Source organism: Collimonas fungivorans, assembly GCF_001584145.1.
GTDB classification, from domain to species: domain Bacteria; phylum Pseudomonadota; class Gammaproteobacteria; order Burkholderiales; family Burkholderiaceae_D; genus Collimonas; species Collimonas fungivorans.
The window spans coordinates 2152105-2175837 of the sequence record NZ_CP013232.1; the positions used below are offsets into that span (position 1 = coordinate 2152105).

Sequence of the window (23733 nt, forward strand, 5' to 3'; positions counted from 1 at the left end):
GAAAAGCAAAAGCCATGGTTGAAATCGAAATAGACGGCAAGAAAGTGGAAGTCCAAGAGGGCAGCATGGTAATGGATGCTGCCAACAAGATTGGCACTTACATTCCGCACTTCTGCTATCACAAAAAACTCTCCATCGCGGCCAACTGCCGCATGTGCCTGGTCGAGGTGGAAAAAGCGCCGAAGGCGCTGCCAGCCTGCGCCACGCCGGTGACCGCCGGCATGATCGTACGCACCGCCAGCGAAAAAGCCACCACTGCGCAAAAGAGCGTGATGGAATTCCTGCTGATCAATCACCCGCTGGATTGCCCGATCTGCGACCAGGGCGGCGAATGCCAGCTGCAGGATCTGGCGGTCGGCTACGGCAAATCGTCTTCCCGCTACGAAGAAGAAAAGCGTGTAGTGGCGCCGAAAGACGCCGGTCCGCTGATCTCCATGCAGGAAATGAGCCGTTGCATCCAATGCACCCGCTGCGTCCGCTTCGGCCAGGAAATCGCCGGCGTGATGGAATTCGGCATGGTCGGCCGCGGTGAACACTCCGAGATCACTACCTTTGTCGGCAAGACTGTCAATTCCGAACTGTCGGGCAACATGATCGACCTGTGCCCGGTCGGCGCCTTGACATCCAAGCCGTTCCGCTACAGCGCCCGCACCTGGGAATTGTCGCGCCGCAAATCGGTCAGCCCGCATGACGGCCTGGGCGCCAACCTGGTGGTGCAAGTCAAGTCCGGCAAGGTGATGCGCGTGCTGCCGCTGGAAAACAACGACGTCAACGAATGCTGGCTGTCGGACAAGGACCGCTTCGCCTATGAAGGCCTGAACAGCGCCGAGCGCCTGACCAAACCAATGCTCAAGCAAGACGGCAAGTGGCAGGAAGTCGAATGGCAGACCGCGCTGGAATATGTGGCGCACGGCCTGCGCAATATCCGCCATGAGCATGGCGCTGACGCCATTGCTGCTGTAGGCACTCCGTATTCGACGCTGGAAGAATTGTCGCTGCTGCAAAAAGTGACGCGCGGCCTGGGTTCGGAAAACATCGATTTCCGCCTGCGCCAGTCCGACTTCGCGCTGGATGGCAAGGTCATGCCATGGCTGGGCATGTCGATCAACGAATTCGCACAGCTCGACCGTACCTTCATCATCGGCTCGTTCCTGCGCAAGGATCATCCGCTGCTGTCGGCGCGAGTACGCTTGGGCATCAAGCGCGGGGCCAAGCTGAGTATCCTGCACGCAACTGACGACGACCTGCTGATGCCGGTCGCCAACAAGATGATCGTGGCGCCGTCGGCCTGGCTGTCGGCCCTGGGCCAGGTAGCTGTCGCAGTGGCGCAGGCCAAGAGTATTGCGGTTCCTGCCGGTTTCGAGAATGTCGAAGCCTCGGCGGCAGCCAAGCAGACCGCCGCCAGCCTGCTGTCCGGCGAATCCAAAGCGGTATTGTTGGGCAACGCCGCGGCGCAACACCCGCAAGCTTCGCAACTGCATGCAGTGGCGCAATGGATTGCGCAGCAGACCGACGCCAAGTTCGGCTACCTGACCGAAGCCGGCAACACCGTCGGCGGCTACTGGGCCAATGCCTTGCCTGCCGCCGCTAATGGTGGAAAAAGCGGCCGCAATGCACAGCAGATTTTCGCGCAGCCGCACAAGGCATATGTCTTGCTGAACGCCGAGCCGGAGCTGGACAGTTTCGATCCGCAAACTGCTGTTGCCGCGCTGAAGCAGGCCGAGATGGTCGTGACCTTGTCGGCTTACAAGCACGGTGCCGAATACTCCGACGTGCTGCTGCCGATCGCGCCGTTCACCGAAACCTCCGGCACTTTCGTCAACTGCGAAGGCCGCGCGCAAAGCTTCAACGGCACCGTCCGGCCAATGGGCGACGCTCGTCCGGCATGGAAAGTGCTGCGCGTCCTGGGCAACCTGCTGGGCCTGCCTGGTTTCGACTACGATACTTCGGAAGCGATTCGCGATGAAGTGCTGGGCACCGGCGAAGTTGCTGCCGCCAACCTGGCAGCGCGCCTGAACAACATCAGCGACCTGCAGCCGCAAGCCGTGGCGCAAACCGCCGACGGCGCGCTGGAACGCATCGCCGACGTGCCGATCTATTTTGGCGACGCCGTGGTGCGCCGCGCCGCTTCGCTGCAAGAGACCGTGGATGGCCAGGCGCCGCAAGCATGGCTGTCGGCTGCGCTGGCGGCAAAACTGGGCATCGCCGCCGGCGATCGCGTCAATCTCAAACAAGGGCAGGGCGCTGCCGCGCTGGCAGCGGCAATTGATCCTGCGTTGCCGGAAAACGTGGTGCGCGTTGCAGCTGGGCACGCCTCGACCGCGGCGCTGGGCGCAATGTTCGGTTCTATCGTAGTGGAGAAAGCATGATGGATCATTTCATCGCCGCCATCAATGCCACCGGCGCCGACTGGTTCGGCTTCATCTGGCCGCTGATCTGGAACCTGATCAAGATCGTCGTCGTAGTCGTGCCGCTGCTGCTGTGCGTGGCTTACATGACTTACTGGGAGCGCAAGCTGATCGGCTGGATGCATATCCGCCTCGGCCCTAACCGGGTCGGTCCGGCCGGTTTGCTGCAGCCTATCGCCGACGCCCTCAAGCTGCTGCTGAAGGAAGTCACCTTGCCGGCGCGCGCCAACAAGGTCCTGTTCTTCATCGCTCCGATCATGACCATCATGCCGGCGCTGGCCGCCTGGGCGGTGGTGCCGTTCGGTCCGGAAACCGTGCTGGCCAACGTCAACGCCGGCCTGCTGTTTGTAATGGCGATCACTTCGATGGAAGTCTATGGCGTGATCATCGCCGGCTGGGCTTCCAACTCCAAGTACGCTTTCCTCGGTGCTATGCGCGCTTCGGCGCAGATGGTGTCCTACGAAATTTCGATGGGCTTCGCCCTGGTGATCGTGCTGATGGTGTCCGGCAGCCTGAACCTGACCGATATCGTGATGGCGCAAAGCAAGGGCTATTTCTACGATCACGGCGCTGCTTTCCTGTCATGGAACTGGCTGTCGCTGCTGCCGGTGTTCCTGATTTATTTCATCTCGGGCATTGCTGAAACCAACCGTCACCCGTTCGACGTGGTGGAAGGCGAATCGGAAATCGTTGCCGGCCACATGATCGAGTACTCGGGCATGTCGTTCGCGATGTTCTTCCTGGCCGAATACGCCAACATGATCCTGGTCTCTATCCTGACCACGCTGCTGTTCATGGGCGGCTGGGCCTCGCCGCTGGCGATGCTGGACTGGATCCCGGGCTGGATCTGGCTCGGCGCCAAGACCTTCTTCATGCTGTCGGTGTTTATCTGGGTGCGTGCATCGTTCCCGCGTTATCGCTATGACCAGATCATGCGTCTCGGCTGGAAAGTATTCATCCCCTTGATTCTCGCCTACCTGGTGATTGTCGCTGCCTGGATTCAAAGTCCATGGAATATCTGGAAGTAATGGAAGGTTAGTGAAAATGGAAGCCATCAAGGATTTTTTCGGCAGTCTGATGCTGCTGGAGTTGCTCAAAGGGTTGCGGCTGACTGGCCGTTACCTGTTTGCGCGCAAGATTACCGTGCTGTTCCCGGAAGAGAAGACGCCGCAATCGCCGCGTTTCCGCGGTTTGCACGCGCTGCGCCGCTACCCGAACGGCGAAGAGCGTTGCATCGCCTGCAAACTGTGTGAAGCGGTTTGCCCGGCAATGGCGATCACCATCGAGTCGGAACAGCGCGCCGACGGTTCGCGCCGCACCACGCGTTACGACATCGACCTGACCAAATGCATTTTCTGCGGTTTCTGCGAAGAGTCTTGCCCGGTCGATTCGATCGTCGAGACCCACATCCTGGAATACCACGGTGAAAAGCGCGGCGATCTGTACTACACCAAGGAAATGCTGCTGGCCGTGGGCGACCGTTACGAACCCGAGATTGCCGCGGCGCGCGCCGCGGATGCTGCATACCGATAACAACGCTGGTGTTTGATGACTGGCGATGCTTTTTTAGCTGACGTTTTTTAGCCGAATTTTTGGGCCATTATGGAATTTAAGACCTTCTTGTTCTACGCGTTTTCGGTGGTGCTGGTGATCGCCGCCTTGCGCGTGATTACTGCACGCAATCCAGTACACGCCGCGCTGTTCCTGGTATTGTCGTTTTTCTCCGCGGCCGGCATCTGGATGCTGCTGAAAGCCGAATTCCTGTCCATCGTGCTGGTGCTGGTGTATGTCGGCGCGGTGATGGTGCTGTTCCTGTTCGTGGTGATGATGCTGGATATCAACCTGGACAAGATGCGAGAGGGATTCTGGGGGTACTTCCCGCTGGCGGCGACCGTCGGCACGGTCATCGTGCTGGAAATGGCCGCGGTCATCTTCCACGGTTTCCAGGGTTCCGAGGCCGACGTTCCCGCCATCTCGGCCAACATCGGCAACACCAAGGAGCTGGGCAAGCTGATCTACACGGAATATGTGTACGCGTTTGAAATCGCCGCTGTCATATTGCTGGTGGCGATTGTCGCCGCGGTGGCCCTGACGCTGCGCCGCCGCAAGGACTCCAAGTACTTCTCGCCGTCCGCCGCGGTCAAGGTCAAGAGCACCGACCGGGTTCGCATCGTGAAGATGAAATCGGAAGCCAAGGTTGACCCGGTCGCGCCCGCGAATCCCGCCGCGCCTGCTGCAACTCCGCCGGCCGCACCAGCAGCCCCACAAAAATAACAAGGACGCAATATGGCAATTTCGCTCGCTCATTATCTGATCCTTGGCGCGATCCTGTTTTCGATCGGCATCGTCGGCATTTTCCTGAACCGCAAGAACCTGATCGTATTGCTGATGGCAATCGAACTGATGCTGCTGGCGGTGAACATGAATTTCATCGCCTTCTCGTATTACCTGGGCGATGCGGCAGGGCAGATTTTCGTTTTCTTTATCCTCACGGTAGCGGCTGCCGAATCGGCAATTGGCTTGGCCATCCTGGTGGCGTTGTTCCGTAACCTGGACACCATCAATGTGGAAGATCTGGACAGCCTGAAGGGCTAGGGCTGACGAGGTATGGCGCCGGCGGCCTGGCTGCCGGCACATGGAATACGCAGACAACAAATAACGAATAAAGATAAGGTTCATCATGGCGGGGCAACTTAACCCACAATTACTTCTTGCCGTACCGTTGGCGCCGCTTGCTGGCGCTGCGATCGCGGGCTTATTCGGCACCAAATTCTTCGGCAACCTGGTCGGTCGCAAGACCTCGCACACGGTCACGATCCTGGGCGTGCTGATCGCCCTGATCATTTCCGTGCAGACCTTGCTGGCGGTGATCGACGGCGCCAGTTTCAACGGCACCTTGTACACCTGGATGACGGTCGGTGGCGTCAAGCTGGAAATCGGCTTCCTGGTCGACAGCCTGACGGCCATGATGATGTGCGTGGTGACCTTTGTCTCGCTGATGGTGCATATCTACACCATCGGCTACATGAAAGACGACGAAGGCTACAACCGCTTCTTCGCCTACATTTCCCTGTTCACCTTCTCGATGCTGATGCTGGTCATGAGCAACAACTTCCTGCAGCTGTTCTTCGGCTGGGAAGCGGTGGGCCTGGTGTCGTATCTGCTGATCGGTTTCTGGTACACCCGTCCGACCGCGATTTTCGCCAACATGAAAGCGTTCCTGGTCAACCGCGTCGGCGACTTCGGTTTCATCCTCGGCATCGGCTTGCTGCTGGCGTATTCCGGTTCCATGAACTACAGCGAAGTATTCGCGCAAAAGGGCATGCTGGCGCAGCTGACCTTGCCGGGCAGCGACTGGATGCTGCTGACGGTTGCCTGCATCTGCCTGTTCATCGGCGCCATGGGCAAATCGGCGCAGTTCCCGCTGCACGTCTGGCTGCCGGATTCGATGGAAGGCCCGACCCCGATTTCCGCACTGATCCACGCCGCTACCATGGTCACCGCCGGCATCTTCATGGTGACCCGCATGTCGCCGCTGTTTGAACTGTCCGATACTGCCTTGTCGTTCATCCTGATCATCGGTTCGATTACCGCCTTGTTCATGGGTTTCCTCGGCGTGATCCAGACTGACATCAAACGCGTGGTGGCTTACTCGACCCTGTCGCAGCTCGGTTACATGACCGTGGCCCTGGGCGCTTCGGCCTACTCGGTGGCGGTATTCCACCTGATGACGCATGCTTTCTTCAAGGCCTTGCTGTTCCTTGGCGCCGGTTCGGTCATCATCGGCCTGCACCACGACCAGGACATGCGCAACATGGGCGGCCTGCGCAAATACATGCCGATCACCTGGATCACTTCGCTGGTCGGTTCGCTGGCGCTGATCGGCACGCCATTCTTCTCCGGTTTCTATTCGAAGGACAGCATCATCGAAGCGGCGCATGCATCGACCCTGTTCGGTTCCGGTTTTGCTTATTTTGCAGTACTGGCAAGCGTGTTTGTCACGGCTTTCTACTCGTTCCGCATGTATTTCATGGTGTTCCATGGCGAAGAGCGCTTCGGCAAGGCTCATGACGGCCACGACGCTCACGCGGCGCATGCGGCCAATGATGCGCACACCGCGCACGCAGGGCACGATGGACGTGACGATCATCACGACGATGAGTATGAACACGAGCACCATGGCCTGGCTCCCGGCCAGAAGCCGCAGGAATCGCCTTGGGTGGTGACCTTGCCGCTGATCCTGCTGGCGATCCCGTCGGCCGTCATCGGTTTCCTGGCGATCGAGCCGATGTTGTATGGCAGCTTCTTCAAGGACGTGATTTTCGTCAACGAAGCACACCATGCGATGGAAGAACTGCGCCATGAGTTCCACGGCCCGGTCAGCATGGTCAGCCATGCGTTTTTCTCGGCGCCGTTGTGGCTGGCGATTGCCGGCGTGGCGGCAGCGTACTACTGCTACATGGTCAACCCGCGCCTGCCGGCGGCGATCAAGCAGAAGGCCGGTCCGATCTTCACGCTGCTCGACAACAAATACTATATGGACAAGTTCAACGATGTGGTGTTTGCCGGCGGTGCCCGCCTGCTCGGCCGCGGCTTGTGGAATGCCGGCGACCGTGGCCTGATCGACGGCCTGATCGTCAACGGCAGCGCCAAGGCAGTCAGCTGGTTCTCGAAAATCACCCGTCTCTGGCAGTCCGGATACATCTATCACTATGCATTCGTGATGATTATCGGGGTGCTGGGTTTCCTGGTTTGGTTCATGCCGTTTCCGTTTGCCAAATAAGCTGGCGAAGCAAACTCAGTTAGGTTAGATCAATAACAAATATGTCAACTTTCCCTCTTCTCAGCCTCGCGATCTGGTGTCCGGTCGCGTTCGGTATCCTGGTCCTGGCAGTAGGCCGCGACGATAATCCAACCCTGGTGCGCTGGCTGTCGCTGCTCGGTGCCGCCGTCAGTTTTGTGGTGACGCTGCCCTTGGTCAGCGGCTTTGATAATGCCTTCCACGGCATGCAGTTTGTTGAAAAGACCACCTGGATCGACCGTTTCAACGTCAACTACTATCTCGGCATCGACGGCATCTCCCTGTGGTTCGTGCCGTTGACGGCATTCATCACGGTACTGGTGGTGATCTCCGCCTGGCAGGTGATCGAGAAAAAAGTCGCGCAGTATATGGGCGCTTTCCTGATCCTGTCGGGCCTGATGATCGGCGTTTTCTGCGCGCTGGACGGCATGCTGTTCTACGTGTTCTTCGAAGCCACGCTGATCCCGATGTTCATCATCGTCGGCGTCTGGGGCGGCGCCAACCGCGTCTATGCCGCGATCAAGTTCTTCCTGTACACCCTGATGGGTTCGCTGCTGATGCTGATCGCCTTGCTGTACCTGTATATCCAGTCGGGCGGCAGTTTCGAGATCCTGACCTGGCACCAGCTGCCGCTGACGATGACCGCGCAGATCCTGATTTTCCTGGCCTTCCTGATGGCGTTTGCCGTCAAGGTGCCGATGTGGCCGGTGCATACCTGGCTGCCGGATGCCCACGTGGAAGCGCCGACCGGCGGTTCCGTGGTGCTGGCGGCCATCATGCTGAAGCTGGGCGGCTACGGCTTCCTGCGTTTCTCGCTGCCGATCACGCCTGACGCCAGCCACTACCTGGCCGGATTCATCATCACTTTGTCGCTGATCGCGGTCATTTATATCGGCCTGGTGGCGCTGGTGCAGAACGACATGAAAAAGCTGATCGCCTATTCGTCGATCGCCCACATGGGTTTCGTTACCCTCGGTTTCTTCATTTTCAACGATATCGGCTTGCAGGGCGGCATCGTGCAAATGATCTCGCACGGTTTTGTATCGGGTGCGATGTTCCTTTGCATCGGTGTCCTGTACGACCGCATGCATACCCGCCAGATCGCCGAATACGGCGGTGTGGTCAACGTCATGCCGCGTTTCGCCGCCTTGTTCGTACTGTTCTCGCTGGCCAATTCCGGTCTGCCAGGCACCTCCGGTTTTGTCGGCGAATTCATGGTGATCCTGGGCGCGGTCAAGTTCAATTTCTGGATCGGCCTGCTGGCGGCGACCGCCTTGATCCTGGGCGCGGCGTATTCGCTGTGGCTGGTCAAGCGCGTAGTGTTCGGCGCCATCACCAATTCGCATGTGAAAGAAATGCTGGACCTGAACAAGCGTGAGTTCGTCATGCTGGGCGTGCTGGCGATTGCCGTCATCGCAATGGGCGTGTATCCGGCGCCGTTCACCGATGCGATGCAAGTATCGGTGGCCGACCTGCTGAAGCATGTCGCGGTTACCAAGTTAAACTGATTACATAGCGCAAGCGTTGCATAAAAAATAAGCGGCAAATAAATGAATAACATGAATCTGATCCCTGTTTATCCGGAAATCTTTCTGCTGATTGCGACTTCGGTCGTGCTGCTGATCGATATGTTCGTTTCGGATGCCAAGCGCTACCTTACCTACTACCTGACGCTGGCCGTGCTGGCCGTGTGTTTCGTATTGACGTTTGGCGCATTCCAAAGCGGGGAGACGGTTTACACCTTCCACAACATGTTCGTCTCCGATCCGCTGAGCAGCCTGCTGAAGCTGGTGTCTTATGTGGCGGTGGCGATCACGCTGGTGTATTCGCGCCGTTATGTGAGCGAGCGCGGCATGGTCGGCGGCCATCTCGGCGGCGAATTCTATCCGTTGGCGCTGTTTACCCTGCTGGGCCAGATGGTGATGATCTCGGGCAGCAATTTCCTCAGCATCTACCTCGGCCTGGAACTGATGTCGCTGTCGCTGTATGCATTGGTGGCATTGCGACGCGACAGCGCCGGCGCGACTGAAGCAGCCATGAAATATTTCGTGCTGGGCGCAATGGCTTCCGGTTTCCTGCTGTACGGGATGTCGATGCTGTACGGCGCCACCGGTTCGCTTGACCTGATCGAAGTCACCCGCGCCGCATCTTCCGGCGGCATCAACCCGACCGTGCTGCTGTTCGGCGTGGTGTTCATCGTCGCCGGCCTGGCGTTCAAGCTGGGCGCCGTGCCGTTCCACATGTGGGTGCCTGACGTCTACCAGGGCGCACCGACTGCCGTTACCCTGCTGCTGGGCGGCGCGCCCAAGCTGGCGGCTTTTGCGATCTGTTTCCGCCTGCTGGTGGAGGCGTTGTTGCCGCTGGCGACCGACTGGCAGCAAATGCTGACCGTGCTGGCGGTGCTGTCGATGGCGATCGGTAACATCACTGCGATTGCCCAGACCAACATCAAGCGCATGCTGGCGTATTCGACCATTTCCCACATGGGCTTCATGCTGCTCGGCCTGCTGGCCGGCGTGGTCGACGGCAACCTGTTCTCGACCGCCAATGCATATAGCTCGGCCATGTTCTATTCGATCACCTACGTGATGACCACGCTCGGCACCTTCGGCGTCATCATGCTGCTGGCGCGCTCCGGTTTCGAAGCGGAAAACATGGACGACTTCAAAGGCTTGAACCAGCGCAGCCCCTGGTTCGCCGCGGTAATGCTGGTCCTGATGCTGTCGCTGGCGGGAATTCCGCCGATGATGGGCTTCTACGCCAAGCTGTCCGTGCTGCAGGCCGTGCTCGGCACCGGCAGCGGCCAGCTCTGGCTGGTGATAGTGGCCGTGCTGTTCTCGCTGATCGGCGCCTTCTACTACCTGCGTGTGATCAAGCTGATGTATTTTGACGAGCCGCAAGACAGCTCGCCGATTGTCGCCCACCTTGATGTGCGCGTATTGCTCAGCCTGAACGGCATGGCGGTGCTGGTGCTGGGCTTGTGGCCAGGCTGGCTGATGGATGCCACCACTACAGCTATCGTGAAGACCTTGACCTCGTTCCTCGGCAGAGTGGTGCAGTAACTCCGTGAATGTCTCTCTCTCCAGCTGGTTCGTGATCCTGTTGGCGCTGCTGGCCGCAAACCTGCCGTTTATCAACGAACGCCTGTTCGCCCTGGTGCCGCTGAAGTCCGGCGGCCAGGCCGCGGTCAAGCCGGTCTGGGTGCGTTTGCTTGAGCTGTTCGCCTTGTATGCGCTGGTTGGCCTGTTTGCGTATGTGCTGGAAGCGAATATCGGCAATACCTTTCGCCAGGGCTGGGAATTTTATGCCGTGACCGGCTGCATGTTCCTGGTGCTGGCCTATCCCGGCTACGTGCTGCGCTACCTGAAGAAGCACCGCTGACCTGGCTTCCTGCCTGGCAGCCCGGCCTGCAGCCTGCGCCTGCATTACAATCTTCCTCTCGTCTGCCTTATCTTTCCTCGGAGTTCCCGCATGGATAGTCACCTGATAGAAACCCGGATCGCCAGCGCCGAAGCTTATGACGGCGACTTCCTCAAAGTACAGCGCGATACGGTGCAGCTGCCCGACGGCAAAGCGACCACGCGCGAATACATCAAGCATCCCGGCGCAGTAGTCATCCTGCCGCTATTCGAGGATGGCTCGGTCTTGCTTGAACGCCAATACCGTTATCCGCTGGAGCGCGTGTTCATTGAATATCCGGCCGGGAAAATCGATCCGGGCGAAGATCACCTAGACTGCGCCAAGCGCGAATTGCTGGAAGAAACGGGTTATACAGCGACCGAATGGCAGCATGTCTGCACCATCCATAATGCGATTGCGTATTCCGATGAGCACCTGGAACTCTACCTGGCGCGCGGCCTGGTCGGCGGCGAGCGCAAGCTGGACGATGGCGAATTCCTGGACGTCTTCAAGGCGCCGCTGGCGGATATGCTGGGCTGGGTGAGGGAAGGCAAGGTGACCGACGTCAAGACCGTGATCGGCACCTTCTGGCTTGAAAAAATTGTCGCCGGCGATTGGAAACTACCGTAGGAGCGCAAGCGGGATATTTTTTCCCCGTCCTTGTTGCTGTGTCGACGAGTTGAGCTTATCCGCTTTCCCCTGGCGGCGATGTATTGTCATTAAATTAATTGCATCTCCACAGCACAGATACTGAAAACTTCAAGCTGTCATTAATAGCAGGTTGCTGTGCGGAAATTAATTTCGTATTCTTGCTCTTAGACTGACAAATCCCGCTTTGGCTGGAGCTAAATGCAGCAGCATTTTGCGTGCGGCCATCCTTTTTTTTCAGTGCATACAGGCAACTCAAAAACCCAACATCACGATTGAAGGGTCAGATTTTCAATGCGCGCTTCCGTATGAAAAATCTCGAGCTGAATCGCCTGAAAACGCAGTTGTTGTTTGCGCAAGATGCGGCCAATCAGTTGGACGCATCGTTAGACCAAAGCCAGATCAAGAAAATGATCCCGCATCGAGCGCCTTTTCTCATGGTTGACAATGTGGAGCTGATCAATCTTGAACTCAGATTAATACAAGCAACAAGATGGATAGACCCAAAAGATCCGGTATTCGAAGGGCACTTTCCCAACAATCCCATCTACCCGGGTGTTTTGCAGCAGGAAAGTATGTTTCAAACTGCTCTCATCTTGATGTATTTCTTATTAAATGAAACGGTTGTCCCGCCGCTAGAAGAGCAAGTCACCAATGCAGTCGGCACCCGGATCTACGATGTTTTTCATTTGTCCGCGGTACGCCCCGATGACTTGATGACGATTCGATGCTGCATCGCTGAATACGATTCGCTGGTAGCGACCGCCATTGTCCAGATTGCGGTCAACCAGCAGATCGTAACCGTAGGAAAAGGAGAATTTTTTGTCTTCTGATCGCATCGTTGTAACGGGTATCGCTATCAACACTCCTATTGGCGACACATTGGACAATGTGGGCAATAATTTATTGTCCGGAAAATCAGCCATTGGTTACTGGCAAAATATCGACACCAGCAACACCTATTCAAAGATTGGCGGGCAGCTTCGTGGGTATGATATCGAAGGCAAGCTGCACACATTTGAAGGACGCATTCCCGATATAGTCCTCGCCCGTGCCAAGCGGGTATTTAAACAGACTAACAAAGGGGTCCAACGCTCCGTGCTGATGGCAATGGATGCCTGGCTGGACGCAGGCTTATTCGAACGTTCCATTGACCCCTTCGGCTACGGCATAGTCTGCGGAGGCCATAACCTCTCTGACAAATATCTGCTTGACCAGCAAGAGGTTTTTGCCGACGAGCCGGAATTCATCGATGCCTTTTCCGGCCTCAATTCGATGGATACAGACCACTCATCTTCTGTGGCTCAGGTTTTAAATGCAAAAGGATTCGCCTATCTGGTCGGCGGTACCTGCGCCACCGGAAATGTGGCGATACAGGCTGCCATCAATGCAATTAAGGTAGATAAAAAACTGGTAGTGGCGGTCGTCAGCCCCATGGCATCTTTTCACCCGATGATGCTGCACTCGCTGACCATACTGGAGGCCATTTGTTATAGCCGGTATCAAGATCAGCCGGCCAAAGCCAGCCGGCCCTACGACGCGGATCGAAGCGGCTTCCTGCCATGTGAGGGCGGCGCCGTATTGATCCTTGAACAGGCCGAACATGCACAAAGCCGCGGCGCCAGAATATATGCCGAACTTCTTGGGGCAAGCGTCAACTCCGACGCCAACCATCTGGGAGACCCTTCTCATGAGGGGCAGGTTCGGGTAATTCAAGATGTACTGAAAAAATGCAATGTCTCTGGCGAGCAAGTCGATTATGTAAGTGCCCACGCCACTTCCACAAAAATTGGGGACATCGTCGAACTGGAATCGATTAAAAAAGTGTTTGGCGCGCACGCTGAAAAACTCCTTATCAATGCGCCTAAATCCTTGCTGGGGCATACCATGTGGGCATCCGGAGTGGTGGAGGCAGCGGTCGCAATCTGGCAGATGAGACGCGGGGAATTTCATCAATCCCATAATATCGAAACCCTCGACTCCGCTGTCGATCTCGACGTCTGCGCATACGGAAATGTAAAAAAAGAAGTCGATTTTTTTCTCAATAACTCTTTTGGCATGGGCGGCATCAATAGTGCCAGTCTCTTCAGACGATACCATGGCTGAGATGAGCCTCTTTGTCAGCGGCGGCGCCAGCGGTATCGGGCGCAGCGTGGTTATTGCCGCTTTGCGCAGGGGCTGGCATGTTGGTTTCAGCTATTACAGCAACATGGATGGCGCACACCGGCTTCTCGACACTGCGGCGACTGAGTTTCCCCGGCAATTGTGCCGAGCCTATCAACTGGACATTGCCGACAGCGGCGCAGTGGAGTCGGTGGGAGACGGTGTTCTCGCTGACTTCACCAACATTGATGCCCTTATTTGCAACGCCGGAATGGATTTGCCGGGCAACCTGGTGTCGACGACAGATGAAGACTGGGCCTTGGTGCTCAACACCAATTTAAGCGGCACGTTCTATCTGATTCGTTATTTCCTGCCGTCGTTTATTGCCAATAAATACGGGCGCATCGTTACCCTGTCTTCGCTGGCCAAGGATGGCTCTTCGGGACAAGCGGCTTATGCCGCATCAAAAGCGGGCCTGGTGGGATTGACCAGAACTACGGCCAAAGAGTATGGCCGCTTCGGCATCACGGCCAATGTACTGGTGCCGGGTCTGATTGATACAGACATTATTGGTAGCGACGCCAAGGGCATTACACAATTTTTTTCGCAGCATGCGCCGGTTGGAAGACTGGGGGCGGCCGCTGAAGTGGCTGAGGCCATATTGTTCCTGGCTAGCAAAGAAAGCAGTTATGTGAACGGCTCCGCCTTCAATGTAACCGGAGGCATTGACTGGGTTTATTAACATCTGGACTGTTTAATGAACAACATCGGCATTGAGAAAATCAGTATCTACCCAGGCAGCCTGGCGCTGGAACTGCATGAATTGGCGCAAGCGCGCGGCGGAGACTCCGGATACATCCGGGAATCGCTGATGGTCGTCAGGCGCAGCCTGGTGCCGCTGTGGGAAGATGCCGTCACCCTTGCCGTCAATAGCGCCAAAGAAATGCTCACCGATGCGGACCGTGCAGAGATCGGCTTGTTCATCGTAGCAACCGAATCAGGCCTGGACCAGGAAAAGGCCGTCAGCACTTGGGCGCATCGTTATCTGGAACTGCCATCCACCTGCCGTGTCTTTGAACTGAAATCGGCCTGCCATGCTGGCGCGGCGGGGCTGAAAATGGCGGAATCGTGGATATCGTCCGGCCTCAACCGCGGGCAGAAGGTGCTGCTGATCAATGTAGACATCAGCAATAACATGACCCGTCACGGAAAGATGGAATACAGCCTTGGCGCCGGCGCCATCGCATTGCTGATCTCGGACCAACCGGATTTTGCGGTCATTGAAACGGGGAAATCCGGCATCCACACGCACGAAGTCACAGATGTCATTCGGCCTCTTCCCTGGAAAGAAATTGCTTTTGATGTGGAGGCCAGTCTTTTTTCCTATCTGGACGGACTCGAGAGCACTTTCGAAGAATATTGCAAACAGACGCCAGAAGCCGGCGATATTGCCTATTTTGATCACAATATCTATCACTTGCCTTTCCCCGGCATCAGCAAACAGGCGCACAAGGTCTTGCTGGAACTGCAAGGGCAATTCGGAAAGGAACAGTTGATCGCTTCATTCGAGCAGAAAGTCATGCCTTCCCTGTATTACCCGCAGCAAATCGGCGCTACCTATTGCGGCAGCATTTTTCTTTCCCTGTTCTCGCTGATTGTGAAGGCGCCGAAGCTCAAGCAAGGGGACCGGATCGGAATCTACTCCTATGGTTCCGGATCCTGCGCGGAGTACTTCAGCGTGCTTGTCGGAGGACAGGCATTAGAGATCGCCCGGCAGCAAGGGGCCAAGCTGGATGCGCTGTTGGGCCAGCGAAAAATACTGGATGTGGCGTCTTACGAACAGCTGGAGGATGCGCGCAGCGCACAAATGCAAGGGCACGACTACAGCCTGGACAGGAACGGCTTACAAGACTGGTGTGCAGGTCGCTACAGCGGAAGCGGCCGCCTCATCCTTGAGCGCATCGATAACCACCTGCGGAGTTATCGCCATGCATGAATGCGTCGCGGTACCCTTGAAATTCAATCCTGGCTCGCTGGCCGATTTCGCAAGCAGGTTTGCATCAGCGCTGAATAATGAGCGGAACAAAGTCATCGTGCTCACGGGAGGTGCCACTTGCTTCAGCATGGGCATGGATCTTGTTTACATCTCGACCGCTTATGACGCCAGCTTCGTGTCGCAATTCGCCGCTATCCTGAAAATGGTAAGAAGCAGCCACAAACCGGTTTTGGCCAAGGTCGAAGGCGATGTGATTGCGGGAGGGATGGCGCTGCTGGCAGTCGCGGACGTAATTCTCGCTAGTGAATCGGCTTCCTTTAGTTTGCCGGAAGCCTCGTTCGGCATTACGCCAGCCATTGCCATGTCCTGCTTGCTGGAGCGTATCAGGCCGCATCATCTTAAATACCTGGTGTGGAATTCAAATGTCGTTGCGGCAAAACAAGCTTTGGAGTGGGGGCTCGTAGATCATGTCAGCACGCCGGAGAACCTGGAGCGGGATATCCAGGTGCTGAACAGGAAACTGTCTCGTCTCGTGCCATCCGTCATAGAGGAGAGCAAGATGCTGCTGGCTGAACGCCATTCTTTCGAGAGAACGCTGAATATAGGGTGTCAGCTTCTTGAAAATAAACTGAATGATGCCCAGGCCATGGAAAAAATACGTCGCTACCTGGAAGACATCAGGTTGTTCAATGATGAATATGCCGGTGATTGACATGAAAAAAGTCTGCCTGGAAAAGGGCGAAGAAGGGATTGTTTTTCTGCGCATTGATGATCCAGTCAACAAAAATGCCATTGACGATGACTTCTGCCTGCAGTTGCGTGAAATTGTCGACGCCATAAAAAAAGACAAAACCATCAAGGTAGTGATTCTGGCAGGCTTGCCGGACATATTTTGCAGCGGCGGCACCGAAGCGTTTTTACAAGGCCTGATTGCTCACTACAAAACCGACATTGAGCATGAATATGCCAATCATCTTAAGCATTTCTTGAACATACCGATCCCGGTTATTGCGGCGATGGAAGGCAGCGCCACAGGCGGCGGACTGATATTAGGTTTATATGCCGATATCCTGGTCGCGGCGGAAGAGAGCCGCTATGGCATGTCGTTCATGAACATGGGCTTCACTCCGGGCATGGGCTCTACCGCCATGAGCAAAGAAGCATTTGGCTATCACACCGGTTTTGAGATGATGGTCACTGGAAATTATATGAAGGGCAGTGAGCTGAAAGGCAAATGCTGCTTCAATTATATTTTGCCGCGCGCCACGGTGATGGACAAAGCTATCGAACTGGCCACGGCGATTATCGAGAAATCTCGCCACAGCCTGGAGTTATTGAAGAAGTACATGTCGATTGAAAGACGCAAAGCGCTGGAAGAAACCAGCACTATCGAGGCCTTCATGCATCATATTTCGTTCAATCAAAATAATATCGAGCAGCAAATACAAGATAATTACACAGGCTAGCCATGTTTGATAATTTTGGTGAAATGACCGTATTGGTGACAGGCGGCACTAAAGGTATAGGCCGCGCCACCGTTGAAAGTTTTGTTAAAGCCGGCGCAAAAGTATATGGCACTTATTTTTGGGGAGACAATCTGGAAGAACTTGAACGGTATTTTTCTCACTACCCTAACCAGCCTGTATTTTTTCAGGCAGATATCAGTGATGAGGATGCAACTGTCCGTTTGATCGACGCCATTGCGCAAGAAAACAAAAAAATCGATGCCCTGATTGTTAATGCCGCCTTTGCTCCCCAGTTTAACGACACCTATAAATTCCGAGAACTGCTGGATAGCATCAGACATAATGCCTGGCCGCTTGCCACGTATATCGATTGCATCAGGCGGCGCATGGGGCAATATCCCCGCCATGTCGTCGCAATCACTTCCGAAGGACATCGCAGCTGCCATATAAAAGACTATGACTATGTTGCGGCATCGAAGGCCGTCTTGGAAACATTTACCAAATATATCGGCGCGCGGGAAAATATCATCATTAACTGTATCTCACCTGGCGTGGTGGATACGGAAGCTTTCGAACTGGTTTTTGGCAAGAAGGCGCAAACGTTCATTCGAAAATTCGACCCGGATCTCATTGTCCAAGCGGAAGCGGTTGGTAATGTGAGCGTTGCCCTATGCAGCGGCTTGATGGATTCCGTGCGCGGTCAGGTAATCTCGGTCGATAACGGCAGGATGTTTACCGACAATTTTGCCAAATGGATCGAAATGATTGATGAACATTTCGTTGAAAAATAATCGAAAATTTCATTGTAACGAGATAGAGAATATTGATGATGCCTGACTCCAATAGAAACCAGTTTGTCGGCCGCTGGCAGCTTGAATCCTGCATTGGCAAAAGCGCAGATAAAAATATCTATCCCATAGGTGAAAATCCATTCGGCATGCTGACCTACACCGAGCGCTACGTAATGGTATTCATCTCGTCCGCTGAGAGATACAAATTCAGCACGAATGATGTGCGCGCGGTTCCCGCCGAGCAGATCGTCGCGGATTTTCCGAAATTCGAGACATATTGCGGCCATTATGAGCTTGATCATCATAAGAAAATCATCAGCCATTTTATTGAGAACAGCAAGATTCCCAACCAGATTGGCACGGAATTCCGCCGATATTTCAGCTTCAGGGATGAGAAGCTGGTGCTGGAAACCACTGATAGCCTGCTGCTCAATGGCGAGCCATGGTTATTTGAGCTTGTGTGGAGCCGGCAGGAATAGAGCCCGAACAGGTCCGGAATCATTGATCAACGAAGCGGAGAAAACATCATGGATAGAAATCACATCACCAGTATTGTAAAAAAACACATTGCGAATGCAGTTGAAGGCGTCAATGAATCGAACATCGATTTACAGAAATCGATGACAGACTACGGCGCAAGCAGTTTAGACATTGTTTCTGTCGTTTCGGGCGCCATGCGGGAATTGAAAATAAAAATCCCACGCACCGAACTCAAGAATGTCAAAAACATCAACGGACTGATTGATATGTTCGTAACCAGCAGCGCGGGATAGTAAGAGGTTGCTCTTGGCATCGGATCGTGCAATTTTATTTCCCGGGCAGGGGCACAACGCCCGGGCATGGGTGCATCTGTTTTTGATGCCTATCCGGAATTGCTGGCGAACGCTGAAGGCATTGCAGGATTCAGCATTCGCGATTTTTTTCGGGGCTGTCCTTCCGAGCGGTTTACCGACACCCGCTATGTCCAGCCGGCTTTATATACCGTCAATGCCTTGCATTATCGCCGCTACATTGACGAGGGCGGCGCGCTGCCGATATTCTTGGCCGGGCATTCACTTGGCGAGTTTAATGCACTGCAAGCCGCGGGTGTGTTTGACTTTGAAACCGGTTTGCACCTGGTAAAAAAACGGGCGTTGCTGATGTCTGAAAGCCATGGCGGCGGCATGGCCGCCGTGCTTGGTCTGAATGGAGAAGAAGTGGTTCAAGTGATAGCTGAAAACAATCTCTCTGATCTGTCCGTGGCAAATTTCAATTCCGACTTGCAGATGGTGATATCGGGGCCGATTGAAAGCATCAAGCAGGCCGAAGAAGTGTTTTACGATAACTATGCAATCAAGTACGTTGTGCTGAAAGTGAGCGGCGCTTTCCACAGCGCCATGCTGGACACTGCGGCCGTCAAATTCGGTGAGTATCTCCAGGAATTCTCGTTCTCGCCGCCGCAGCTTCCCGTCATCTCAAATAGAACAGGCCGCCCATATACGGCAGCGTCTGTTGCGCGGAATCTTGCCGAACATATCAATCAGCCTGTCATGTGGCGGCAATCGATAATCTATATGCGCGCACACGGCGCAGGCGAGTTTATTGAAATGGGCGGCGGCGTGTTATTGCTGGACATGACCAAGAATATTAGCGCCGATAAAATTTGACGGTGCCGCGGCTTGCGATTGGATAGCTATGAAAAAGGCTGCATACGCAGCCTTTTTTGCACATCACATATTCGGATAGTTCGGCCCGCCACCGCCTTCCGGCGTCACCCACACGATATTCTGCGTCGGATCCTTGATGTCGCAGGTTTTGCAGTGCACGCAGTTTTGCGCATTGATCTGCAGCCGCTCGGTATTGTCTTCATTGGTCACGAATTCATACACGCCGGCAGGGCAGTAGCGCGCTTCCGGCCCGGCATAGTCGCGCAGGTTGACGTTGACCGGCACGTTCGGATCTTTCAAGGTCAGGTGGATAGGCTGGTCTTCGGCATGGTTGGTGTTGGAGATGAACACCGACGACAGGCGGTCGAAGGTCAGCTTGCCGTCCGGTTTCGGATACTTGATCGGTGCGTAATTGGCGGCCGGCTTCAGGCATTCGTGGTCGGCATGGGTGTGGCGCAAGGTCCATGGCGCTTTGCCGCCGAACACCACCTGGTCGATGCCGACCATCAACGTGCCGAGATACAGGCCTTTGCTCATCCACGGCTTGAAGTTGCGCGCCTTGTGCAGTTCCTGGTGCAGCCAGGACTGTTCAAACGCCTCGCTATAGGCTGTCAGCTCGTCGAACTGGCGATTGTTGCCCAGCGCTTCGAACGCGGCGTTGGCGGCCAGCATGCCGGTCTTGATGGCGGCGTGGCTGCCCTTGATGCGGCTGGCGTTGAGGAAGCCGGCATCGCAGCCGATCAGGGCGCCGCCCGGGAAGGTCAGCTTGGGCAGCGACTGCAGGCCGCCGGCGGTAATCGCGCGGGCGCCGTAGGAAATGCGCTTGCCGCCCTGGAAAAACTTGCTGATTTCCGGATGCGTCTTATAGCGCTGGAACTCTTCGTAAGGCGACAGGTAGGGGTTTTCATAAGCCAGGCCGACCACGTAGCCGACCGCGACCTGGTTGTTTTCCAGGTGGTACAGGAAGGAGCCGCCGTAGGTCTGGGTATCCAGCGGCCAGCCCGCGGTATGCACCACCAGGCCAGGCTGATGCAGCTTGGGATCGATTTCCCACAGTTCCTTGATGCCGATCGCATAGGTTTGCGGATCTTTGCCCTTGTTCAGGTCGAATTTCGCCATCAGCTGCTTGCCCAGGTGGCCTCGTGCGCCTTCGGCAAACAGGGTGTACTTGGCATGCAGCTCCATGCCCAGCTGGAACGCGTCGGTAGGCTGGCCGTGGCGGTCGACGCCCATGTTGCCGGTGGCGACGCCCTTGACCGAACCGTCCTCGTTGTACAGCACTTCGGCCGCCGGGAAGCCCGGGAAAATCTCGACGCCCAGGATTTCTGCCTGTTGCCCCAGCCAGCGCACCACATTCGCCAGCGAGATGACATAATTGCCATGGTTCTGGAAGCAGGCCGGCAGCATCCAGTTCGGTGTCTTGTAGGCTTTTTTCTCAGTCAGGAACAGGAAGCGGTCTTCGCTGACTTCGGTGGTCAGCGGCGCGCCCAGCTGTTTCCAGTCTGGCAGCAGTTCGGTCAGCGCTTGCGGGTCCATCACAGCGCCGGACAGGATATGGGCGCCTATTTCGCTGCCTTTTTCCAGTACGCAGACCGACACCTCGCGGCCTTTTTCAGCTGCCTGCTGTTTCAGCCGGATCGCTGCCGCCAGGCCGGCCGGGCCGCCGCCGACCACCACCACGTCATATTCCATGGCTTCGCGCGGACCATATTGTTCCAGGAGGTTCTGCTGGTTCTGCCCTTGGGTTGGAGTCATTGTCTCTTTACCTATAATTAATTTTTCGAACGGATGTGCTAATTGTCCGGGATTTTGCGGCAGAATGCTAGGTTTCGCAGGCAGGTTAGTGCTGTTCCTCGCTTGCTGGACGCCAATTTACAGTATTCAGGAAAGTCAGTGCAATGGAAAACAGAAAACACATCCATACCACGCGCATCGCCATGCGCTGGGGCGATATGGATGCGCTCGGCCACGTCAACAACACCGTGTATTTCCGCTACATGGAGCAGGCGCGCATAGAGTGGCTGCAGCAGATCGGCAGCGACTTCGATGCGCGCCACGGGCCGGTACTGGTCAACGCTCAATGCAGTTTCCTGCGGCAGTTGAAATACCCGTGCGAAGTCGAAGTCAAATCCTACATCGGCGCCGTCGGCCGCTCCAGCTTCGAAGCCAGCTACGAAATCCGCCGCGCCGATTTGCCGGAAGTGGTGTTTGCCGAAGGCACGGCGAAGATTGTCTGGGTCGATTTCGACCTGGAAAAATCGATGCCGCTGCCTGAGGATCTGCGCCAGTTGCTGCTCAATCCCGCGCCTGCGGCTTAAGCGCCTTCGCTCTGGGCGATGCCCAGCAGGCGGTGCACCAGTTCGCTGGAGGTCGACGCGGTGAATTTCTTCATCAGGTTGGCCCGGTGCATCTCCACCGTGCGTGGGCTGAGGCCGATCTGCTTGCCGATCAGCTTGCTGGTCTTGCCCTCCACCAGCAGCGCCGCGATTTCTCGCTCGCGCGGCGACAGCGTGGATGAGGCGCGGCGTTTTTCACTCAAATCTTCAAAGGTCCAGATGCCTGCGGCGTGGGTGTCTTCCGGCACCAGGGCGTGGCCGGTGACATGGCACCAGAACAGTTCGCCGTTGGCGCGCCGCATGATTCTTTCGTCGGAATAGATGCCCTTGGCGTTCATGATCGGAACGATGCGGGCGCCGGTGCGCTCGAACTCGTCCTGGGTCGGGTACAGCACCTTGAACGACTCGCCGTTCAGTTCGCCCTGCTGGTAGCCGAACATGCGCGCCAGCGCCAGGTTGCACACCTGCATGATGCGGCGTTCGGAGACGCACATGCCGATCGGCGCATGGGCAAAAATCGTTTCGTAGTCGATAGCTAAATTAGGCAATGGCACTTGGCAGATCAGTCTGGTGTTGGTTTCGTATTTTTACGGTATTGTTGGAAGCAGCGCTTCGTCATATCCTAACAGACTGCACGCAAACCAATAATAGTTGGAGTTTACACAAACAGGAGGCATTGGCATGAACAAAGTTTATCCTGACGCGGCAAGCGCGTTGGCCGGCATAGTCAAAGATGGCCAGACCATCGCCGTAGGCGGCTTCGGCTTGTGCGGCATCCCTGAAGCGCTGATCCTGGCGCTGCGCAATTCGGCGGTGCAGAACCTGACCGCGATCTCGAACAACGCCGGGGTCGACGGTTTCGGCCTGGGGCAATTGCTGGCGACGCGCCAGATCAAGAAAATGATCGCCTCGTATGTCGGCGAGAACAAGGAATTCGAACGGCAGTACCTGGCAGGCGAACTGGAGCTGGAATTCACGCCGCAAGGCACGCTGGCGGAAAAGCTGCGCGCCGGCGGCTCCGGCATCCCGGCATTCTTCACCAAGACCGGCGTCGGCACGCTGGTCGCCGAAGGCAAGGAAATCCGCGAATTCGACGGCGCCAAGTACGTGATGGAGCGTTCGCTGGTGGCCGATGTTTCCCTGGTCAAGGCCTACAAGGCGGACCGCAGCGGCAACCTGATATTCAACAAGACGGCCCGCAACTTCAACCCGAACGTGGCCATGGCCGGCAAGATCACCGTGGTGGAAGTCGAGCATCTGGTGGAGGTCGGCGAGCTCGATCCGGACCAGGTGCATACGCCCGGCATATTCGTCCACCGCATCGTGGTCAATGCGACGCCGGAAAAGCGGATCGAACAGCGCACCGTTCGCACGGCATAACCCACAGAATACGGAGAACAACATGGCTTGGACACGTGACGAAATGGCCGCGCGCGCGGCAAAGGAATTGCAGGACGGGTTTTATGTCAACCTCGGCATCGGTTTGCCGACCCTGGTGGCGAACCACGTACCGCAAGACATCGAAGTCTGGCTGCAGTCGGAGAACGGCTTGCTGGGCATAGGACCGTTCCCCACCGACGATGCGGTCGACCCCGACCTGATCAACGCCGGCAAGCAGACCGTGACATCGTTGCCGGGATCCTCGTATTTCAGTTCGGCGGATTCGTTCGCCATGATACGCGGTGGAAAAATCAACATCGCCATACTCGGCGCCATGCAAGTGTCGCAGCACGGCGACCTGGCGAACTGGATGATACCGGGCAAGATGGTCAAGGGCATGGGCGGCGCCATGGACCTGGTGGCCGGCGTCGGCAGGGTAGTGGTGCTGATGGAGCATGTCGCCAAGAGCAAGGACGGCTCGACTTCGCACAAGATCCTCGAAGCCTGCAACTTGCCGCTGACCGGCGTCGGCGTGGTCAACCGCATCATCACCGATCTCGGCGTGCTGGATATAACGCCACAAGGTTTGAAGGTGGTCGAGCTGGCGCCGGGCGTGAGCCAGCAGGACATCATCGAGCAGACCGGCGCGCCATTGGACCTTAGCGCGCTGCACTGAAATCCATCTGAAGAAATGGCGCCTGGCACCGATCGTGTGTCAGGCGCCATTTTTTATTGTCCGGCAGCGGCAGCGCAGCCTAA

General features: G+C 56.3%; 25 protein-coding genes. 23 read left to right on the top strand and 2 right to left on the bottom strand.

Going from position 1 to position 23733, the window contains the following annotated elements:
* The first annotated feature begins 14 nt into the window (after window positions 1–14).
* The 20 genes from nuoG (at window position 15) to CFter6_RS09360 (ending at window position 19258) form a co-directional block, all read left to right on the top strand.
* Complete coding sequence (nuoG, locus tag CFter6_RS09265; RefSeq protein ID WP_061539688.1) at window positions 15–2369, top strand: NADH-quinone oxidoreductase subunit NuoG; 2355 nt, start codon at window positions 15–17, stop codon at window positions 2367–2369.
* Complete coding sequence (nuoH, locus tag CFter6_RS09270; RefSeq protein ID WP_061542279.1) at window positions 2369–3436, top strand: NADH-quinone oxidoreductase subunit NuoH; 1068 nt, start codon at window positions 2369–2371, stop codon at window positions 3434–3436. The genes nuoG and nuoH overlap by 1 nt, the downstream gene beginning before the upstream one ends.
* 16 nt (window positions 3437–3452) lie before the next feature.
* A complete protein-coding gene (gene nuoI / locus CFter6_RS09275; protein ID WP_014005585.1) occupies window positions 3453–3941 on the top strand; it encodes an NADH-quinone oxidoreductase subunit NuoI in 489 nt (162 codons plus the stop codon).
* 69 nt (window positions 3942–4010) lie between these two features.
* Window positions 4011–4682, top strand: a complete 672-nt coding sequence (locus CFter6_RS09280) for an NADH-quinone oxidoreductase subunit J (protein WP_061539689.1) — start codon at window positions 4011–4013, stop codon at window positions 4680–4682.
* A 12-nt stretch (window positions 4683–4694) separates the two neighbouring features.
* Entirely contained in the window at window positions 4695–5003 is a 309-nt protein-coding gene (nuoK, locus tag CFter6_RS09285) for an NADH-quinone oxidoreductase subunit NuoK (RefSeq protein ID WP_014005587.1), read from the top strand.
* Between the two features lie 85 nt (window positions 5004–5088).
* Window positions 5089–7191 carry an NADH-quinone oxidoreductase subunit L gene (gene nuoL, locus CFter6_RS09290; RefSeq protein ID WP_061539690.1) on the top strand — a complete coding sequence of 701 codons (2103 nt, stop codon included), beginning with the start codon at window positions 5089–5091 and terminating at the stop codon, window positions 7189–7191.
* 41 nt (window positions 7192–7232) lie between these two features.
* A complete protein-coding gene (locus CFter6_RS09295; protein WP_061539691.1) occupies window positions 7233–8717 on the top strand; it encodes an NADH-quinone oxidoreductase subunit M in 1485 nt (494 codons plus the stop codon).
* Between the two features lie 42 nt (window positions 8718–8759).
* A complete protein-coding gene (gene nuoN, locus CFter6_RS09300; RefSeq protein ID WP_061539692.1) occupies window positions 8760–10271 on the top strand; it encodes an NADH-quinone oxidoreductase subunit NuoN in 1512 nt (503 codons plus the stop codon).
* 4 nt (window positions 10272–10275) lie between these two features.
* Window positions 10276–10590, top strand: a complete 315-nt coding sequence (locus CFter6_RS09305) for a DUF2818 family protein (RefSeq protein ID WP_014005591.1) — start codon at window positions 10276–10278, stop codon at window positions 10588–10590.
* A 90-nt stretch (window positions 10591–10680) separates the two neighbouring features.
* Window positions 10681–11238, top strand: coding sequence for an NUDIX domain-containing protein (locus CFter6_RS09310; RefSeq protein ID WP_061539693.1), 558 nt, complete (start codon window positions 10681–10683; stop codon window positions 11236–11238).
* A 326-nt stretch (window positions 11239–11564) separates the two neighbouring features.
* Window positions 11565–12089: a 3-hydroxyacyl-ACP dehydratase FabZ family protein gene (locus CFter6_RS09315; protein ID WP_061542280.1), complete on the top strand. Its 525-nt coding sequence runs from the start codon at window positions 11565–11567 to the stop codon at window positions 12087–12089.
* Window positions 12079–13362: a beta-ketoacyl-[acyl-carrier-protein] synthase family protein gene (locus tag CFter6_RS09320; protein ID WP_061539694.1), complete on the top strand. Its 1284-nt coding sequence runs from the start codon at window positions 12079–12081 to the stop codon at window positions 13360–13362. The genes CFter6_RS09315 and CFter6_RS09320 overlap by 11 nt, the downstream gene beginning before the upstream one ends.
* Complete coding sequence (locus CFter6_RS09325; RefSeq protein ID WP_150118688.1) at window positions 13355–14101, top strand: SDR family NAD(P)-dependent oxidoreductase; 747 nt, start codon at window positions 13355–13357, stop codon at window positions 14099–14101. The genes CFter6_RS09320 and CFter6_RS09325 overlap by 8 nt, the downstream gene beginning before the upstream one ends.
* Window positions 14102–14116: 15 nt before the next feature.
* A complete protein-coding gene (locus CFter6_RS09330) occupies window positions 14117–15355 on the top strand; it encodes a hydroxymethylglutaryl-CoA synthase family protein (RefSeq protein ID WP_061539696.1) in 1239 nt (412 codons plus the stop codon).
* Entirely contained in the window at window positions 15348–16067 is a 720-nt protein-coding gene (locus CFter6_RS09335; protein ID WP_061539697.1) for an enoyl-CoA hydratase/isomerase family protein, read from the top strand. The genes CFter6_RS09330 and CFter6_RS09335 overlap by 8 nt, the downstream gene beginning before the upstream one ends.
* Window positions 16045–16821: a polyketide synthase gene (locus CFter6_RS09340; RefSeq protein ID WP_205631455.1), complete on the top strand. Its 777-nt coding sequence runs from the start codon at window positions 16045–16047 to the stop codon at window positions 16819–16821. Before CFter6_RS09335 ends, CFter6_RS09340 begins: the two co-directional genes overlap by 23 nt.
* Window positions 16822–16823: 2 nt before the next feature.
* A complete protein-coding gene (locus CFter6_RS09345; RefSeq protein WP_061539698.1) occupies window positions 16824–17612 on the top strand; it encodes an SDR family oxidoreductase in 789 nt (262 codons plus the stop codon).
* Between the two features lie 35 nt (window positions 17613–17647).
* Entirely contained in the window at window positions 17648–18091 is a 444-nt protein-coding gene (locus CFter6_RS09350) for a lipocalin-like domain-containing protein (RefSeq protein WP_205631456.1), read from the top strand.
* 48 nt (window positions 18092–18139) lie between these two features.
* On the top strand, window positions 18140–18385 hold the full coding sequence (locus CFter6_RS09355; protein WP_061539699.1) for a phosphopantetheine-binding protein: 246 nt from the start codon (window positions 18140–18142) through the stop codon (window positions 18383–18385).
* 36 nt (window positions 18386–18421) lie between these two features.
* Window positions 18422–19258 carry an ACP S-malonyltransferase gene (locus CFter6_RS09360; protein ID WP_257722416.1) on the top strand — a complete coding sequence of 279 codons (837 nt, stop codon included), beginning with the start codon at window positions 18422–18424 and terminating at the stop codon, window positions 19256–19258.
* Window positions 19259–19321: 63 nt separating this feature from the next.
* Here the strand turns inward: CFter6_RS09360 and CFter6_RS09365 are convergent, their stop codons facing one another.
* The gene (locus tag CFter6_RS09365; RefSeq protein ID WP_061539701.1) at window positions 19322–21013 is read right to left on the bottom strand and encodes an electron transfer flavoprotein-ubiquinone oxidoreductase; all 1692 of its coding nucleotides are present in this window, start codon (window positions 21011–21013) and stop codon (window positions 19322–19324) included.
* Window positions 21014–21156: 143 nt separating this feature from the next.
* On the opposite strand from CFter6_RS09365, the gene CFter6_RS09370 reads away from it, so the two are divergent.
* Window positions 21157–21576, top strand: a complete 420-nt coding sequence (locus CFter6_RS09370; RefSeq protein ID WP_061539702.1) for an acyl-CoA thioesterase — start codon at window positions 21157–21159, stop codon at window positions 21574–21576.
* Here the strand turns inward: CFter6_RS09370 and CFter6_RS09375 are convergent.
* Window positions 21573–22088, bottom strand: coding sequence for a LuxR C-terminal-related transcriptional regulator (locus tag CFter6_RS09375; protein ID WP_061542283.1), 516 nt, complete (start codon window positions 22086–22088; stop codon window positions 21573–21575). The genes CFter6_RS09370 and CFter6_RS09375 overlap by 4 nt on opposite strands.
* Window positions 22089–22275: 187 nt before the next feature.
* On the opposite strand from CFter6_RS09375, the gene CFter6_RS09380 reads away from it, so the two are divergent.
* Complete coding sequence (locus tag CFter6_RS09380; protein WP_061539703.1) at window positions 22276–22974, top strand: CoA transferase subunit A; 699 nt, start codon at window positions 22276–22278, stop codon at window positions 22972–22974.
* A gap of 22 nt (window positions 22975–22996) precedes the next feature.
* Window positions 22997–23650, top strand: a complete 654-nt coding sequence (locus CFter6_RS09385) for a CoA transferase subunit B (protein ID WP_061539704.1) — start codon at window positions 22997–22999, stop codon at window positions 23648–23650.
* The last annotated feature ends 83 nt before the right edge of the window (window positions 23651–23733 follow it).